Source organism: Sphingomonas sp. Tas61C01 (genome assembly GCF_052567495.1).
The window spans coordinates 1,482,668-1,498,079 of the sequence record NZ_CP199583.1; the positions used below are offsets into that span (position 1 = coordinate 1,482,668).

Annotated in this window: 16 protein-coding genes; 11 read left to right on the forward strand and 5 right to left on the reverse strand. The window is 68.4% G+C overall.

The annotated features are described in order from the left end of the window. The first annotated feature begins 1 nt into the window (after position 1). The 4 genes from hisF to ACT009_RS07045 all read left to right on the forward strand — a co-directional run bounded on the left by hisF (position 2) and on the right by ACT009_RS07045 (position 3,306). Positions 2-775, forward strand: coding sequence for an imidazole glycerol phosphate synthase subunit HisF (gene hisF / locus ACT009_RS07030; protein WP_445193622.1), 774 nt, complete (start codon positions 2-4; stop codon positions 773-775). A 43-nt stretch (positions 776-818) separates the two neighbouring features. Then, the gene (locus ACT009_RS07035) at positions 819-1,133 is read left to right on the forward strand and encodes a phosphoribosyl-ATP diphosphatase (protein ID WP_445193623.1); all 315 of its coding nucleotides are present in this window, start codon (positions 819-821) and stop codon (positions 1,131-1,133) included. Between the two features lie 120 nt (positions 1,134-1,253). Continuing rightward, complete coding sequence (locus ACT009_RS07040) at positions 1,254-1,643, forward strand: HIT domain-containing protein (RefSeq protein WP_445193624.1); 390 nt, start codon at positions 1,254-1,256, stop codon at positions 1,641-1,643. 85 nt (positions 1,644-1,728) lie between these two features. Further along, entirely contained in the window at positions 1,729-3,306 is a 1,578-nt protein-coding gene (locus tag ACT009_RS07045; protein ID WP_445193625.1) for an amino acid permease, read from the forward strand. A 263-nt stretch (positions 3,307-3,569) separates the two neighbouring features. Here the strand turns inward: ACT009_RS07045 and ACT009_RS07050 are convergent, their stop codons facing one another. Beyond that, entirely contained in the window at positions 3,570-4,565 is a 996-nt protein-coding gene (locus tag ACT009_RS07050) for an adenosine kinase (protein WP_445193626.1), read from the reverse strand. Positions 4,566-4,685: 120 nt separating this feature from the next. Between ACT009_RS07050 and ACT009_RS07055 the strand changes: the two genes are divergently transcribed. Next, complete coding sequence (locus ACT009_RS07055; RefSeq protein WP_445193627.1) at positions 4,686-5,360, forward strand: EI24 domain-containing protein; 675 nt, start codon at positions 4,686-4,688, stop codon at positions 5,358-5,360. Further along, positions 5,360-5,725, forward strand: a complete 366-nt coding sequence (locus ACT009_RS07060) for a hypothetical protein (RefSeq protein WP_445193628.1) — start codon at positions 5,360-5,362, stop codon at positions 5,723-5,725. The genes ACT009_RS07055 and ACT009_RS07060 overlap by 1 nt, the downstream gene beginning before the upstream one ends. Positions 5,726-5,827: 102 nt before the next feature. On the opposite strand, the gene queG is transcribed toward ACT009_RS07060, so the two are convergent. Continuing rightward, positions 5,828-6,874 carry a tRNA epoxyqueuosine(34) reductase QueG gene (queG, locus tag ACT009_RS07065; RefSeq protein WP_445193629.1) on the reverse strand — a complete coding sequence of 349 codons (1,047 nt, stop codon included), beginning with the start codon at positions 6,872-6,874 and terminating at the stop codon, positions 5,828-5,830. Positions 6,875-6,954: 80 nt separating this feature from the next. Between queG and ACT009_RS07070 the strand changes: the two genes are divergently transcribed. The 4 genes from ACT009_RS07070 to msrB all read left to right on the forward strand — a co-directional run bounded on the left by ACT009_RS07070 (position 6,955) and on the right by msrB (position 10,980). Next, a complete protein-coding gene (locus ACT009_RS07070) occupies positions 6,955-7,836 on the forward strand; it encodes an ABC transporter ATP-binding protein (protein WP_445194038.1) in 882 nt (293 codons plus the stop codon). Next, positions 7,833-9,065, forward strand: coding sequence for an ABC transporter permease (locus ACT009_RS07075; RefSeq protein ID WP_445193630.1), 1,233 nt, complete (start codon positions 7,833-7,835; stop codon positions 9,063-9,065). Before ACT009_RS07070 ends, ACT009_RS07075 begins: the two co-directional genes overlap by 4 nt. Positions 9,066-9,112: 47 nt before the next feature. After that, a complete protein-coding gene (locus ACT009_RS07080) occupies positions 9,113-10,351 on the forward strand; it encodes a cytochrome P450 (protein ID WP_445193631.1) in 1,239 nt (412 codons plus the stop codon). A 116-nt stretch (positions 10,352-10,467) separates the two neighbouring features. Further along, positions 10,468-10,980: a peptide-methionine (R)-S-oxide reductase MsrB gene (gene msrB, locus ACT009_RS07085; protein WP_445193632.1), complete on the forward strand. Its 513-nt coding sequence runs from the start codon at positions 10,468-10,470 to the stop codon at positions 10,978-10,980. Positions 10,981-11,072: 92 nt separating this feature from the next. Here msrB and ACT009_RS07090 read toward each other — a convergent pair whose 3' ends face one another. The 3 genes from ACT009_RS07090 to ACT009_RS07100 all read right to left on the reverse strand — a co-directional run bounded on the left by ACT009_RS07090 (position 11,073) and on the right by ACT009_RS07100 (position 14,110). Further along, positions 11,073-11,561, reverse strand: a complete 489-nt coding sequence (locus ACT009_RS07090) for a CHAP domain-containing protein (RefSeq protein WP_445193633.1) — start codon at positions 11,559-11,561, stop codon at positions 11,073-11,075. Positions 11,562-11,798: 237 nt separating this feature from the next. After that, on the reverse strand, positions 11,799-13,286 hold the full coding sequence (locus tag ACT009_RS07095) for an MFS transporter (RefSeq protein ID WP_445193634.1): 1,488 nt from the start codon (positions 13,284-13,286) through the stop codon (positions 11,799-11,801). Continuing rightward, positions 13,283-14,110: an SDR family NAD(P)-dependent oxidoreductase gene (locus ACT009_RS07100; RefSeq protein ID WP_445193635.1), complete on the reverse strand. Its 828-nt coding sequence runs from the start codon at positions 14,108-14,110 to the stop codon at positions 13,283-13,285. Before ACT009_RS07100 ends, ACT009_RS07095 begins: the two co-directional genes overlap by 4 nt. A 135-nt stretch (positions 14,111-14,245) precedes the next feature. Between ACT009_RS07100 and ACT009_RS07105 the strand changes: the two genes are divergently transcribed. Next, positions 14,246-15,391 carry an acyl-CoA dehydrogenase family protein gene (locus ACT009_RS07105; RefSeq protein ID WP_445193636.1) on the forward strand — a complete coding sequence of 382 codons (1,146 nt, stop codon included), beginning with the start codon at positions 14,246-14,248 and terminating at the stop codon, positions 15,389-15,391. Positions 15,392-15,412: the final 21 nt, after the last annotated feature.

The window sequence follows — 15,412 nt, forward strand, 5'->3', positions numbered from 1 at the left end:
CATGACCGTCCGCGCCCGAGTCATCCCCTGCCTCGACGTCGCCAACGGCCGTGTCGTGAAGGGGGTCAACTTCGTCGAGCTCCGCGATGCCGGCGATCCGGTCGAACAGGCGCGCGCTTACGACGCCGCGGGCGCGGACGAGCTCTGCTTCCTCGACATCACCGCCAGCCACGAGGACCGCGGCACGATCCTCGACGTCGTGCGGCGGACCGCCGCAGTGTGCTTCATGCCGCTGACCGTGGGTGGCGGGGTCCGGACCGCCGACGACGCCCGCGCGTTGTTGCTGGCGGGCGCCGACAAGGTCGCGGTCAACTCCGCCGCGGTCACCCGGCCCGAGGTCGTTGCCGACATCGCCGAACGCTTCGGCAGCCAATGCTGCGTCGCATCTATCGACGCGCGCAAGTCCGATGGCGGCTGGGAGGTGTTCACCCATGGCGGCCGGCGTGCGACCGGGATCGACGCGGTCGCGCAGGCGCTGCGGCTTGCGGAGCTCGGCGCCGGTGAGCTGCTCGTCACCTCGATGGATCGCGACGGCACCCGCGGCGGCTACGACCTCGCGCTGATCCGCGCGATCGCGGACCGGACGAGCGTGCCGGTGGTCGCGTCGGGCGGGGTCGGTGGCCTCGACGATCTCGTCGCCGGCATCCGCGACGGCCATGCGAGCGCGGTGCTGGCGGCGTCGATCTTCCATTTCGGCGAGGCGACCGTCGCCGATGCGCACGCGGCGATGGCGGCAGCGGGGATCGTCGTGCGCACGCCGCTGGCGCCGCGGTGACGCCGGCATTGACCCTGCACGGGCCCTGCGCCAGCACGCCACGATGACCGACGACATCCTCGACCGCCTCGAAGCGACGATCCAGTCACGCCGCGGCGCGGACGGCGACCGTTCCTACACCGCCAGCCTGTTCGCCAAGGGCCGCGCCAAGATCGCGCAGAAGCTCGGCGAGGAGGCTGTGGAGACGGTGATCGCAGCCTGCGCGGACGACGACCGCGCGATCGTGCCGGAGGCGGCGGACCTGATGTTCCACCTGATCGTGCTGCTGGCCGATGCCGGCCTGTCGCTCGACGACGTCCGCGCCGAACTGCAGCGGCGCGAAGGCGTGTCGGGCCACGACGAAAAGGCGGCGCGCTGACGCCCTTCTCCCCTCCCGCTTGCGGGAGGGGTCGGGGGAGGGCATGTCGCGAAACCGACGCGCGGAGCTAGCGGACAGGCCCTCCCCCTGCCCCGCCCGCCAGCGGGAAGGGAGTAGACGATGCCGATCGACGCCACCGAACCCTATGACGACCAGAACATCTTCGCGAAGATCCTGCGCGACGAGATCCCGTCGCGGCGGGTGTACGAGGATGCCTATGCGATCGCCTTCCACGACATCGCGCCGGTGGCGCCGACGCATATTCTGGTGATCCCGCGCGGCGCGTACGTGTCGTGGGACGATTTCTCCGCGCGCGCCTCCGACGTCGAGATCGCAGGCTTCGTCCGTGCGGTCGGCACCGTCGCCCGCGCCGCGGGGCTGGTCGTGCCCGGCTACCGCCTGCTCGCCAACGCCGGTCCGCATGGGGGCCAGGAAGTCCCGCACCTCCACGTCCATCTCTTCGCCGGCCAGCCGCTCGGCCCGATGCTCGCCGGGGCGCCTGCCGCTTAAGGGATTGCACGGCCCCGATTTCGGACTAGGCTCCGCGGCATCGAGCATAGAAGGGGCCGCCGGGGGCGCGGCCAAGGGAGATTAGATGGCGACACGACCCGCAAGCGGGCTCATCGCGCGCATGCTGCTTCGCAAGACGGTGGAGCAGGTGCAGCGCGAAACCGAAAACAGCGAATTGAAGCGCACGCTCGGCGCCTGGAACCTGGTGTTCCTCGGCATCGGCTGCATCATCGGCGCGGGCATCTTCGTGCGAACCGGCAGTGCCGCGTCGCTGCATGCCGGCCCGGCGGTGCTGATCTCGTTTCTGATCGCGGGCGTGGTCTGCGCGCTCGCCGGGCTCTGCTATGCCGAGCTATCGTCGACGCTCCCGGTGTCCGGGTCGGCCTATACCTACAGCTACACCACGATCGGCGAATTCGCGGCTTGGATCATGGGCGCACTGCTGCTGCTCGAATACGGCCTTGCCGCCTCGGTCGTCGCGGTCGGCTGGGCGGGCTACGTCGTCAGCCTGCTGCGCGATTTCGGTCTCGTCATTCCGGTCGAGCTGACCGGCCCGACCGGCCACACCATCATGCAGTCGGTCGGCAACGACATGGCGCCGGTGCTCGTCAACGGCGCACCGATCACCTATCTCTTCAACCTGCCCGCCTTCCTGATCTGCATGGCAATGACAGCGCTGCTGGTCGTCGGCGTGTCGGAAAGCGCCAAGGTCAACAACATCATCGTCGCGGTGAAGCTCACCGTGATCATCGCCTTCATCCTGATCTGCGGCGGTTATGTGATCGCGCATATCGACACGCTGAAGTCCAACTGGGACCCGTTCATCCCGCCGCCCACCGGCGAGGAGGGCAAGTTCGGCTGGGACGGGATCCTGCGCGCCGCGTCGATCGTGTTCTTCGCCTATATCGGCTTCGAGGCGGTTTCGACCGCCGGGCAGGAAGCCAAAAACCCCAAGAAGGACATGCCGATCGGCCTGCTCGGCTCGCTCGCGGCGTGCACGCTGATCTACATCCTCGTCTCGATCGTGATGACGCTGATCGTCAACTACAAGACGCTCAACGTCCCCGATCCGGTCGCCGTGGCGGTGGACGCGCTTGGCCCGCAATGGGCGTGGTTCGCCAAGCTAGTGAAGGCGGGCGCGATCGTCGGCTTGACCTCGGTGGTGCTGGTGCTGATGTACGGCCAGACCCGCATCTTCTACACGATGGCGCGCGACGGCCTGCTGCCGCGGGTGTTCGCGACGGTCCACAAGAAGTTCAAGACGCCGTGGGTCAACACCATCCTGGTCGGCCTGATCACCGCCTGTGCGGCGGCGTTCTTCGACATCAACACGCTCGGCGACATGACCTCGGTCGGCACCCTAGCGGCGTTCGCGATCGTGTGCCTGTCGGTGATCTGGCTACGTCGGTCGCACCCGGACATCCCGCGCGGCTTCACCGTGCCGCTGTTCCCGATCCTGCCGGGCCTCGGGATCGTCGCGTGCATCGCGCTGATCTTTACCGTCGAGAACCGGGTACTGGTGTTCTTCGGCTGGTACACGCTGGCCGCGATCATCCTCTATTTCGTCTACGGCATGCACAACAGCCGGCTCCACAAGGGGCTGGACCAGGACGGCGGCCCGGCGATGGGCGAATATGTCGCCCCGGTTGGCGAGCAGCCCTGATCCGCTGAAGGCGTGAATGCAAACGGGCCCGGCGATCGCTCGCCGGGCCCGTTTTTTTGTAGCTCACGGATAGCCATTGAGCGCTGCGTCCAGCGGAGAGGCCCCCTCCACCACGGCCTTTGGCGGCGGTCCCCCTCCCCCGCTTTGCGAGGGAGGATCTAACGTTATTCCTCCCCCGCCAGGAGGAGGTGGCACGCCGAAGGCGTGACGGAGGGGGAGGTAAAGGCGGAAGCCCTGCGACAAGCGGACCGCGGATCAGCGCCTCACCCCAACCGGTCGGCCAGCGCCTTCAGATCCACCACCGGCCGCGCGCCGACGTGGCTGATGATCTCCGCCGCGCAGATCGCGCCGAGCTTCAGCGACGTCTCCAGGTCGCGGCCCTGCGCCTGCCCGTGAAGGAACCCCGAGGCGAACAGGTCGCCGGCCCCGGTGGTGTCGACCACGCGGGCGATCGGCTCGGCGGGCACGGTGGCGCGGGTGCCGCCCTGGATCGCGCACGCGCCGTCGGCGCCGCGGGTGACGACGAGCGTCGGCACCTGCGCAGCAATCTTGGCGAGCGCGGCGTCGAACTCGTCGGTCTCGGCCAGCGCCGTGAGTTCGCTTTCGTTGGCGAACAGGATGTCGATCAATCCGTCCGCGATCAGCTGGCGGAAATCGTCGCCGTGGCGCGAGATGCAGAACACGTCGCTGAGCGTGAAGGCAACCTTGCGTCCAGCACCCCGCGCGGTGTCGATCGCGGCACGCATCGCGGCGCGCGGCTCCTCGGGATCCCAGAGATAACCTTCGAGATAGAGGATCGCGGCATCGGCGATCATCCCGCGGTCGATGGCGCTGGCCGGCAGGAATTGCCCGGCGCCGAGGAACGTGTTCATCGTCCGCTGCCCGTCGGGCGTCACGAAGATCAGGCATCGCCCGGTGGTCGGCTCGCCGGCGCGCGCCGGGGTGTCGAAATGAACCCCCGCGGCGCGGATGTCGTGCGCGAAAACGTCGCCCAGTTGATCCGCCGCGACCTGCCCCAGGAACCCGGTCTTGCCGCCCAGCGCGGCGACCCCGGCGACGGTGTTCGCCGCAGACCCGCCCGACACTTCGCGGCCCGGGCCCATCTTGGCATAGAGCGCGTCGGCCTCCTCGGACGAGAACATCAGCTGCATCGATCCCTTCGCCACCCCGATCTCGGTGATGAAGTCGTCGGTCGCGGTCGCGAGGATGTCGACGATGGCGTTTCCGATCGCGACGACGTCGTAGGTGGGCGTGGACAAGGCGGGCTCTCCGGATCGACCGCTCGGTCGAGCGGCAAAGCGCGGGCGTTACCGGTGCGATCCGCGCCACGCAACCGACGCGTTGACGCACCCGCCCGCGGGACGGCATGGACGAGGACGATGATCGGCGCCTTCCTCCTGTCGGTACGGCAACTCGGCGACCCGGCGTTCGTCAGGGTGTTCGCCAAGTCGATGGCGCTGACCGTCACGCTGTTCGCGGGCATCGGCGTCGCCCTGTGGTTCGGGATTGACGCAGCGACCGCACGCTGGTTCGGCGACGGCACGCGAGGCGGCATCGCGGCGCTGGCGGCGTTGTTCATCACGTTGCTGGCGCTGTGGCTGTCGTTCCGCGCGGTGGCGATCGCGCTGGTCGGCATCTTCGCGGACGAGATCGTCGAGGCGGTCGAGGCGCGCCACTATCCGCAGACACGCGCGAGCGCCCGGCCCACCGGCATCGGCCGCAGCATGGCGATGGGCGCGCGATCCGCCGCGCGCCTGGTGATCGTCAACCTGCTGATGCTCCCGGTCTACGTTGCGCTGCTGGTCACCGGCGTCGGCACCGCGATCGCGTTCTTCCTGGTCAATGGTTGGCTGCTCGGCCGCGACCTCGGCGACATGGTCGCGGTGCGTCACCTGGACGATGCGGCGATACGGGGCTGGCGCAAGGCGACCGTCGTGCAGCGCTTCGTACTGGGGCTTGCCGGCACGGGGCTCTTCGTGGTTCCGGTCGTCAACCTGCTCGCGCCGCTGATCGGTGCGGCGATGGCGACGCATCTGTTCCACGGGAGACGGTGATGAGGGCGATAGTGGCGGCGGCGGCGCTGGTGGCGCTGGCGGGATGCGCGACCACCGGCGCACCGCCGCCCGTGACGGCCGGGCCGGCGGTGGTGCCCTACACCATCGTCGGGCTGGAGCGCGTGATCGGCCAGAACGCCGCCGGCTTGGCCAAGCTGTTCGGCCCGCCCGACGCGGACGTCCGCGAAGGCACCGCCCGCAAGCTCCAGTTCGCCGGCCCGATCTGCGTGCTCGACGCCTACCTCTATCCCAAGGGGACCGGCGAACCCGCGGTCACCTATCTCGACGCGCGCGAGCCCGACGGCAGCACGATCGACCGCGCGAGCTGCGTCGCAGCGCTAACCCGGCGCGACGGGGGGCGTTGATTAGCCAGTTAGCGCCGGCCTAGCTGCTTGTGCTCCCGCGAAGGCGGGAGCCCAGTACTGGGTCCCCGCCTTCGCGGGGACACGGCTTAGAAGTCGCAACCCTCAACCCTCCCCCATCAACGCCTCGATCGCCCATCCCGCCGCCTCGCGCACCACCGCGTCGTCGTCCGCCAGCAACCTTTCCAGCACCGGCACCAGCGCGACCACCCCGCTGTTCCCCGCCGCGATCGTAGCGTTCCTCACCATCCGGTTGCGCCCGATCCGCTTGATCGGCGATCCCGCGAAGACCTGCCGGAATCCCGCGTCGTCCAGCGACAGCAGGTCCGCCAGCGCGGGTGCGGTCAGTTCCGCGCGGGGTTGGAACGCCAGGTTCGCCGCCGCCGATGCCGCGAACTTGTTCCACGGGCAGACCGCGAGGCAATCGTCGCAGCCGTAGATGCGGTTGCCGATCGCGCGGCGGAACTCGTCCGGGATCGGCCCGGCATGCTCGATCGTGAGGTAGGAGATGCAGCGCCGTGCATCGAGCCGGTAGGGGGCTGGAAACGCCGCGGTCGGGCAGGCCCGCTGGCATGCGTCGCACGACCCGCACAGGTCCCGCCCCGGCCGATCGGGCGCGAGATCGAGCGTGGTGTAGATCGCGCCGAGGAACAGCCAGCTACCTTCGTCGCGGCTGACCAGATTGGTGTGCTTGCCCTGCCACCCCAGCCCCGCCGCCTCGGCCAGCGGCTTTTCCATCACCGGCGCGGTGTCGACGAACACCTTCAGGTCGCATCTCGCATCGCTCGCGAGCCATCGCCCCAGCGCCTTCAGCTGGCGCTTGACGACGTCGTGATAGTCCCCGCCCTGCGCATAGACCGAGATGCGACCGACCTCCCCCTCCCCGGCCAGCCGCAGCGGATCGGCGGCGGGGGCATAGCTCATTCCCAGCGCGATCACGCTGCGCACCGCGGGCCACAGCGACGCAGGCGCCTCTCGCTGATGCGCGCGCTCCTCCATCCAGATCATGTCGCCGTGGCGTCCCTCGGCAATCCATTGGTGGAGGCGTTCGGCGGCCCGGGGCGCGGCGTCGGCGCGCGCGATCCCGACCGCGGCGAACCCCAGTTCGCCGGCCTTGGCACGGATGCGGTCTTCGAGCTTGTCTTCGCGCACGTCCGCCCGCTACCACGCCGCGCGCAGCGGCGAGAGGATAATAAGTGGGGTCAGAGCTGGCAGTCTCCGCCACCGGATTGATGAAGAAGTTCGGCGACCGGCGGGTCGTCGACGGCGTCGATCTCGCGGTGCCCAAGGGCACGATCTACGGCGTGCTCGGTCCCAACGGCGCGGGCAAGACGACCACGCTGCGCATGCTGCTCGGCATCATCGAGCCGGATAGCGGCGCGCGATCGGTGCTCGGCCAGGCCAACCCGCGCGACGCCAGCGACCAGGTCGGCTACCTGCCCGAGGAGCGCGGCCTCTATCCGGCGATGAAGGCGCGCGAGGCGATCGCGTTCATGGGCGCGCTGCGCGGGCTCGACTGGAAGACCGGGCGCGAGCGGGCGGTGGGGTTGATGGAGGCGGCGGGGCTCGGCCATGCGGTCGACGAGAAGATCCGCAAATTGTCGAAGGGTATGGCCCAGCTGGTCCAGCTGCTCGGATCGGTGGTCCACCAGCCCGATCTGCTGGTGCTCGACGAACCCTTCTCCGGGCTCGATCCGGTCAACCAGGAAAAGCTCGAGGCGCTGATCCTCGCCGAGCGCGACCGCGGTGCAACGGTGCTGTTCTCGACCCACATCATGAGCCATGCCGAGCGGGTGTGCGACCGGCTGGCGATCATTTCGGGCGGCAAGCGCCGCTTCGAAGGGACGGTCGACGATGCCCGTGCGATGCTGCCGCAGCGGGTTCATTATCGCCCGCGCGAGGCCGATCCGGCGATCGCGAGCGTGCTGCCCGCCGATGCGGTCGGCAGCGACGGCGGGTGGCGGTTCGAACTGCCCAAACAGGGGATCGAGGGTTTGCTGGTGACGCTGATCGACCGTGGCTACGGCATTTCCGGCCTGTCGATCGAACGGCCCGGCCTGCACGAGGCGTTCGTCCGGATCGTCGGCCGCGATGCCGCGGGAGAGGCGTCATGAACGCCAATCTGAAGCGCACCGTCCGCCAGACGCTGACGATCGCACGACGCGATTTCATCGCCACCGTCTTCACCCCGATCTTCCTGCTGTTCCTGTTCGCGCCGGTGATCATGGGATCGTTCGGCGCGATCGGCGGAATGGGTGCGGCGAGCGTGGCGGACGGCGCGAGCGACAAGGTGCGCGTCGTCGCGATCGTCACCCGCGAACAGGCCCGCCCGATCGCGGAGGCGGACGCGCGGCTGCGCGGCATGTTTCGCGACGAGGAGGCGCCGCCGCAGCTGTTGACGCTGGCACCCGCCGCCGATCCCGCCAAGCAGGCGCGGCGCGCGTTCGACGGCAAGGACTATGACGCATCGGCGGTGCTGTACGGCCCGCTCGATCACCCGCGGATTCTCTACGGTCCGCGCGGCAGCCGCGCCGCCGACTATCTGACGCTGCTCGCGGGCGAGACGCTGACCGCGGAACGGCTCGGCGTCGCGCTACCGAAGATCGTGCCGACCAAGATCGCGCTGGTCCGCCAGCGCGCCTCGGCGAGCGGGCAGCACCAGTCCGCCTTCTTCGCGGTATTCGGGATCTTCTTCCTGACGCTGTTCCTCTCGGGACAGGTGGTCGGCACCATGGCGGAGGAACGCAACAACAAGGTGATCGAGGTGCTCGCTGCGGCGGTGCCGCTCGAATCGGTGTTCCTCGGCAAGCTGCTCGGGATGTTCGGGGTGGCGCTGTTGTTCGTCGGCTTCTGGGGCACCGTGGTCGGTCAGGTCTCGACACTGCTGCCGCCGCCCGCCGCTGCCGCGATCGGCGAACTCGCCCCCGCGGTCGGCGGGCCGATGTTCGCGCTTTTGTTCGGCGCGTATTTCACGATGGCGTATCTGCTGCTCGGCTCGGTCTTCCTCGGCGTCGGCGCCCAGGCATCGACGATGCGCGAGATCCAGATGCTGTCGCTGCCGATCACGATCCTGCAGGTCGGCATGTTCGCGCTGTCGTCCGCCGCGGCGTCTCGCCCGGACAGTTGGGTCGCTAAGCTCGCCGAGATCTTCCCGCTGTCGTCGCCCTTCGCAATGGCCGGACATGCGGCCAATTCTCCCGCGCTGTGGCCGCATGTCGCAGCGCTCGCCTGGCAATTGCTGTGGGTCGCGATCTTCATCAGCGTCGGCGCGCGGCTGTTCCGCCGCGGCGTGCTGCAATCGGGCAGCGCCAAGCCGTGGTGGCGCCGCGCCAAAGCCAATTGACATCAATGTCAGTTAGCGCTCTTCTAGTCGAAATAGGAGAGTGAGGCATGGCGACGCTGGCGAAGGACATGACCGAGACGGGCCCGCTGGATCCGTTCGACGTCAGCCGTGCGGAGCTCTACCGCGACGACACGTGGCACGCGCCGTTTCGCCAGCTGCGCGCCGAATCGCCGGTGCACTGGACGCCGCATTCCGATTACGGCCCTTACTGGTCGGTCTCGACCTACAATGGCATCGTCGAGGTCGAATCGCTTCCCGATCTCTATTCGTCGGAGGCCGGCGGGATCACGATCGCGGACTTCGTGCCGGAACGCGACGTGCGCATGCCGATGTTCATCGCGCGCGACCGTCCGGTCCATACCCAGCAGCGCCGCACCGTCGCGCCCGCCTTCACCCCCAGCGAGATGACCCGCATGTCCGCCGACATCCGCGCGCGGACCGAAGCGTTGCTCGACACGCTGCCGTACGGCGAACGCTTCGACTGGGTCGATACCGTGGCGATCGAGCTGACCACGCAAATGCTCGCGATCCTGTTCGACTTCCCCTGGGCGGACCGCCGCAAGCTGACCTTCTGGTCCGACTGGGCGGGCGACATCGAGCTGGTGAAGACCGAGGAACTTCGCCAGCAACGGTTGCAGCACATGTACGAATGCGGCGCCTATTTCCAGCAGCTGTGGAACGCGAAGGCCGACAAGCCGCAGACGCCCGACCTGATCTCGATGATGATCCATTCGGACGCGATGAGCCACATGGATCATTTCGAGTTCATCGGTAACCTGATCCTGCTGATCGTCGGCGGCAACGACACCACGCGCAATTCGATGTCGGCGCTCGCCTATGGGCTCGACCTGTTCCCCGACAGCCGCGCCAAGCTGGAGGCCGATCCGGCGCTGATTTCCAACGCGGTGAGCGAGATCCTCCGCTGGCAGACCCCGCTCGCGCACATGCGCCGCACCGCGACGCAGGACACCGAATTGATGGGGCAATCCATCAAGGAAGGCGACAAGCTCGCGCTCTGGTACGTCTCCGCCAATCGCGACGAGACGGTATTCGACGACCCCGACAGCATCGTAGTCGACCGCCCCAACGCGCGGCGGCATCTGGCGTTCGGCCACGGCATCCACCGCTGCGTCGGCGCCCGGCTGGCGGAGCTGCAGATCGGCATCCTGCTGGAGGAGATGGCCAAGCGCCGGATGCGCGTGAACGTGGTCGGCGAACCGACCCGCGTCGCCGCCTGCTTCGTTCATGGCTATCGCCAGTTGCCGGTCGAACTCAGCCGCTATTGAAGGGGGGCGTGCCCGGCCAAATGCCGTCATCCTCGCGTTTGCGAGGATGACGGATGACTGAGGGGGGCTCTCCTCCGTAACCTTCCGCATCCACCGCGCGTACCTATATCGTTGCGATGGAGCACAAGCCGATGACCACCGACCGCCGTTCGCTCATGACCCTTGCCGGCCTCGGCGCCGCGGGGGTCGCGCTATGGGGCTGCCGCGCCGCACCCGCCGCCGCCGCGACTGAAAAGTTTCCGGTGCAGCTGAGCGACGCGGCGTGGAAGGCGAAGCTCGGCCCCGCCGCCTATGACGTACTCCGGCACGAGGGCACCGAGCGACCCTTTTCGAGCCCCCTCAACGCCGAACACCGCGCCGGCATCTTCGCCTGCCGTGGCTGCGGCCAGCGTGCCTTCTCGTCCAAGACCAAGTTCGAGAGCGGCACCGGCTGGCCGAGCTTCTGGGCCGCACTGCCCCGCGCGGTCGCGAGCCGGGTCGACGGATCGATGATGATGGAGCGCACCGAGATCCACTGCACGCGCTGCGGCGGGCACCTCGGCCACGTGTTCGACGACGGGCCGAAGCCGACCGGGAAGCGCTACTGCATGAACGGGGTGGCGATGACGTTCACGCCGGGCGCGGCGTAGAGGATCACTGCGATTTCCAACCTCGCCATCCCCGCGAAGGCGGGGCTGGCGTAAGAAGACGGGCGCGGGCCTGACCAGCCAGCTTAGCCCCCTCACTCCCCCGCGTAGCTGACCGGCACCGGCGCATTCGTGGCGATCACCGCCGTCGTCGGCGCCTGATCCAGCGGCCCCACACGCGGCGCATGATCCGAATAGATGAATCCCCGCACCGGGTAGCTCGAGGTGCCGAGCCCGCCCTGCGGCGCGTACCAGACCTTCACCTGGCTCCAATCGCCCGCCGCCGACACGTCGATCGCGCGGACATCGGTTTCGATGCGGCCGGGACGCGACCAGTTGGCGTGGGTCAGCAGGACCTCGCGGTCACCGACGATCTTCGACACCATCGCGACATGGCCGACGCGCATCCGGCCGGTGGCGGCAAAGGCGACGACGGCGCCGACCCGTGGGGTGCTGCCGCGCTCGTAGCGGCCCGCCGCCTGGCCCCACCAGGTGTCGGCGTTGCCGCGAATTTCGATGCCGGAGACTTCGCGGGCGAAGGGCGCGCACTGCCAGAACCGGGCGGTCGCCGGGGTCGCCGCCATCAGGCCGCACAAAGCCATCAGCGCAAAGCGCGCTGTCAATCGTCGTAAAGTCAAGATGACCCCCCGGTCTGAACCCGTTCGTCGAGTTTTCGCTAGCTGGCGAAGATTAATTCACCAAACCGCGGCGGAACCTTTTCCGACGAACGGTGTATCGACGCCGATGAGCCCCCGATCGACGTGAAAACTCTGACGCGGGCGGCTGCCGTCTGTGAACAAACCCCTAATTTCTGGCAGTATTTACGGCCGAACGGCCAGCGACTCGGCGTCCGGCACCTGCGCAAGGCGCGACAGCCGGGCGTCGTGCTCGGCGCGCCCGAACGGAAACCGGGTGAAGCAGAATGCCGACAGGCACGCGACCGCGACGTAGATCACCGCGTAGATCAGCGTCAGCCGGTCGATCGTCGCGACCGGCACCTGCCCCGGCGTCGCCTTGTCGGGGAAGCCGGCGATCGCGAGGATCGATCCCGCCGCGAAGATCCCGACTCCCGACGTGCATTTCTGCACGAAGAAGGAGCCCGCGAAGAACACGCCTTCGGACCGGCGCCCGGTGCGGATCTCCGAATCCTCGACCACATCGGCCATCATCGACGCGCCGAGGATGAAGGCGCTGACGTTACACGCGGTCGACAGGATGAAGCAGCCGAACAGCACCGGCAGCAGCGCGCGACTGCCGACCTCGGGGAAGGCACCCGCGAGCCGAAGCCAATAGGGCAAGGTCTGGATCGTTCCGCCGAGCAACACCGCCGCCATCGCGATCCGCGGCTTGCCGCCCCGCTTGCCAAGTCGCGGCGCGACCACGAAGGCGACGACCACGCCCGCGAACAGCGACACGGTCAGATACGCGAACACAGCGCCCTTGAAGCCCCAGACATAGCTGTAGAGGTAATTGGACAGCGCGTAGCCGATACCTTGGTTGGTATAGGCGCACAGGCTGGCCAGCATCAGCACCGCGAACGCGCGGTTGCGCACCGTTTGCCCGAGTTCGCGGAAGTTCTCGCGCAGCGTCTGTGGGATGATCGGCGGACGCGGCAAGTTGCGGATCTCGCGGTGGGTGCCGGCCGCCGAGATGATGATCGCAAGCCCCATCAGCACCGCCCCCGCGATCGCGAAGCGGCCATAGCCCGCGCGGTTCAGCAGTCCGTTCGGAAACGCCGCGGTCGGCGCCAGGAACAGCGTATAGGCCGACACCAGCATCGTCAGCCCGCCCGCCCAGCCGAACAGATACCGATACGCCATGATCCGCGTCCGCTCGTCATAGTCGGACGTTAGCTCGGGCGTCAGTGCCACCGACGGCACCTCGTAGGCGCTGACCGCGGAGCGGACGAGCACCGCGACGACGAACAGCCATGCCAGCACCGTCGTCTCGCTGGCGCCGTGGGGCGGGTTCCACAGCAGGACCCAACCGATCATGATCGGCAGCGCCGACGCGTACATCCACGGATGCCGCCGCCCCCAAGTGCTCCGCGTGCGATCGGAGAAGAAGCCGACCGCGGGATCGATCACCGCGTCGATCAGCAGCGCCGCCATGATCACCAGCCCCACCGTGGCGGAGGGCAGTCCGACGACCTGATTGTAGAACAGCAGCAGGAAGGTGCCGAAGCCTGCGTCCTTCACCCCGTACGCTACCGAGCCGAAGCCGTATGTCGCCATCGTTCGCACCGACAGCCGGCGCGCGGGCGGGACCAGGACCGGGGACGCCGGCGCCGCCGCTACGGGGGCGTTCACTTGAAGGCGTCCAGCGCGGTCAGCATCGACGGTTCGGCAGGGTCCCAGCTGGCGCGGGTGCCGATCGTCAGCCCGCCATCGACCAGGATGTGCGTGCCCGTCACGAACGACGCGTCGTCGCTGGCGAGGAACGCGACCGCGCTGGCGATGTCCTCGGCACTGCCGGCGCGCGGGATCGGCTGCGCCTTCGCGGCGGCGCCCGCGATCATCATGTCCGCCATCGCGCGGCGTTCGTCCGGGATGTCGAGGTGGCGCGTGAAGATGTTGGTGGTGATGAAGCCCGGCACCACCGCGTTGACCCGGATGTTCGACTTGGCGAGGTTGGCGGCCGCCATCTTGGTCAGGTGCAGCACGCCGGCCTTCGCGGTCGAATAGGCGGTCGGCGCATAGCCGGTGCCCAGCGCCGACACGCTCGAGGTGTTGACGATCGCGCCGCCGCCGCGCGCCGCGATCAACGGCGCCGCGAAGCGGATGCCGAGTGCGACCGATCGCAACAGCAGCGCCATCGTCCGGTCCCAATCCTCGGCGGAGATCTCGTCGATCGGCTCGCGCGCGCCGCCCGCCCCGGCATTGTTGAACACGATGTCGAGCCCGCCGCTTTCGTGCGTGATGCGCATGATCGCCTCGATATCGTCGGGCGCGGTCACATCGGTCCGGCGGAACGCGATGCAGCCGTTCGATTCGGCGGCAAGCTGGCGCCCGCCGTCTTCGTCGACGTCGCCGACGACCACGAAGGCGCCTTCGCGGGCGAGCCGCAGTGCGGTCGCCCTGCCGATGCCCGAAGCGCCCCCGGTAACGACGGCGCGCTTGCCCGTAAACCGCATCCCACTCTCCAGTATGTTTGCATACGAGCATAGGCCACGGGGGCGCAGGATCAACGCCCGTGGTTTCGAATTTCGGGTTTGCAGCTCCTGGGGAGATCGGGCAACGCATACGAACCAGTTCAAGAGGCAGGACGCATGGCACTCGACCCCGAAACCTTCGACGCGCTGATCGACACGGTACGGCGCTTCGTCGCCGAACGGCTGCGCCCGCTGGAGGCGCAGGTCGAGAACGACGACGCGATCCCCGACGCGCTGATCGCCGAAATGAAGGAGCTCGGGCTGTTCGGCCTGTCGATCGACGAGGAATATGGCGGGCTCGGGCTGACGATGGCCGAAGAGGTCCGCGTCGCGATCGAGATGGGGCGGACGACGCCGGCGTTCCGATCCAGCTTCGGCACCAATGTCGGGATCGGCAGCCAGGGCCTGGTGATGGCGGGCACCCCCGAACAGAAGGCGCAGTGGCTGCCCGGGATCGCCAGTGGCGAGATCGTGACGAGCTTCGCGCTCACCGAACCCGATGTCGGCAGCGACTCGGGCTCGGTGAAGACCCGCGCGGTCCGCGACGGCGATGTCTACCGGCTGTCGGGCACCAAGCGCTACATCACCAACGCCGACAAGGCGCAGCTCTTCACGGTGATGGCGCGGACCGGCGAGGAGAAGGGTGGACGCGGGGTCTCGGCGTTCCTGGTGCCGAAGGACCTGCCCGGCGTCTCGATCGGCGAGCCTGAGAAGAAGATGGGCCAGAAGGGTGCCAAGGTCGCCGACGTGATCTTCGACGACGTGGCCGTCCCCGCCGCCAACCGGCTGGGCGCGGAGGGCGAGGGGTTCAAGATCGCGATGAAGGTGCTCGATCGCGGCCGCCTCCATATTTCCGCGGTGTGTGTCGGGGTCGCCGAGCGGTTGATCGCGGACTGCGTCGCCTATGCGGGCGAGCGCCACCAGTTCGGCCAGCCGATCGCGAGTCACCAGCTGATCCAGGGGATGATCGCCGATTCGAAGACAGAGGCGCTCGCCGCCCGCGCGTTGGTGATCGAAACCGCGGCTCGTAAGGATGCGGGCGAGGATGTCGTGCTCGAATCCGCCGCCGCTAAATATTACGCCAGCGAGATGGTCGGCCGCGTCGCGGATCGCGCCGTGCAGATCTATGGCGGCGCCGGCTACATCGCCGATTACGGCATCGAGCGGCTCTACCGCGACGTCCGCCTATTCCGCATCTACGAGGGCACCAGCCAAATCCAGCAGGTGATCATCGCGCGCGAAACCATGAAGCGCGGCGGCTGACCGGCGCAAACCACGGAGATA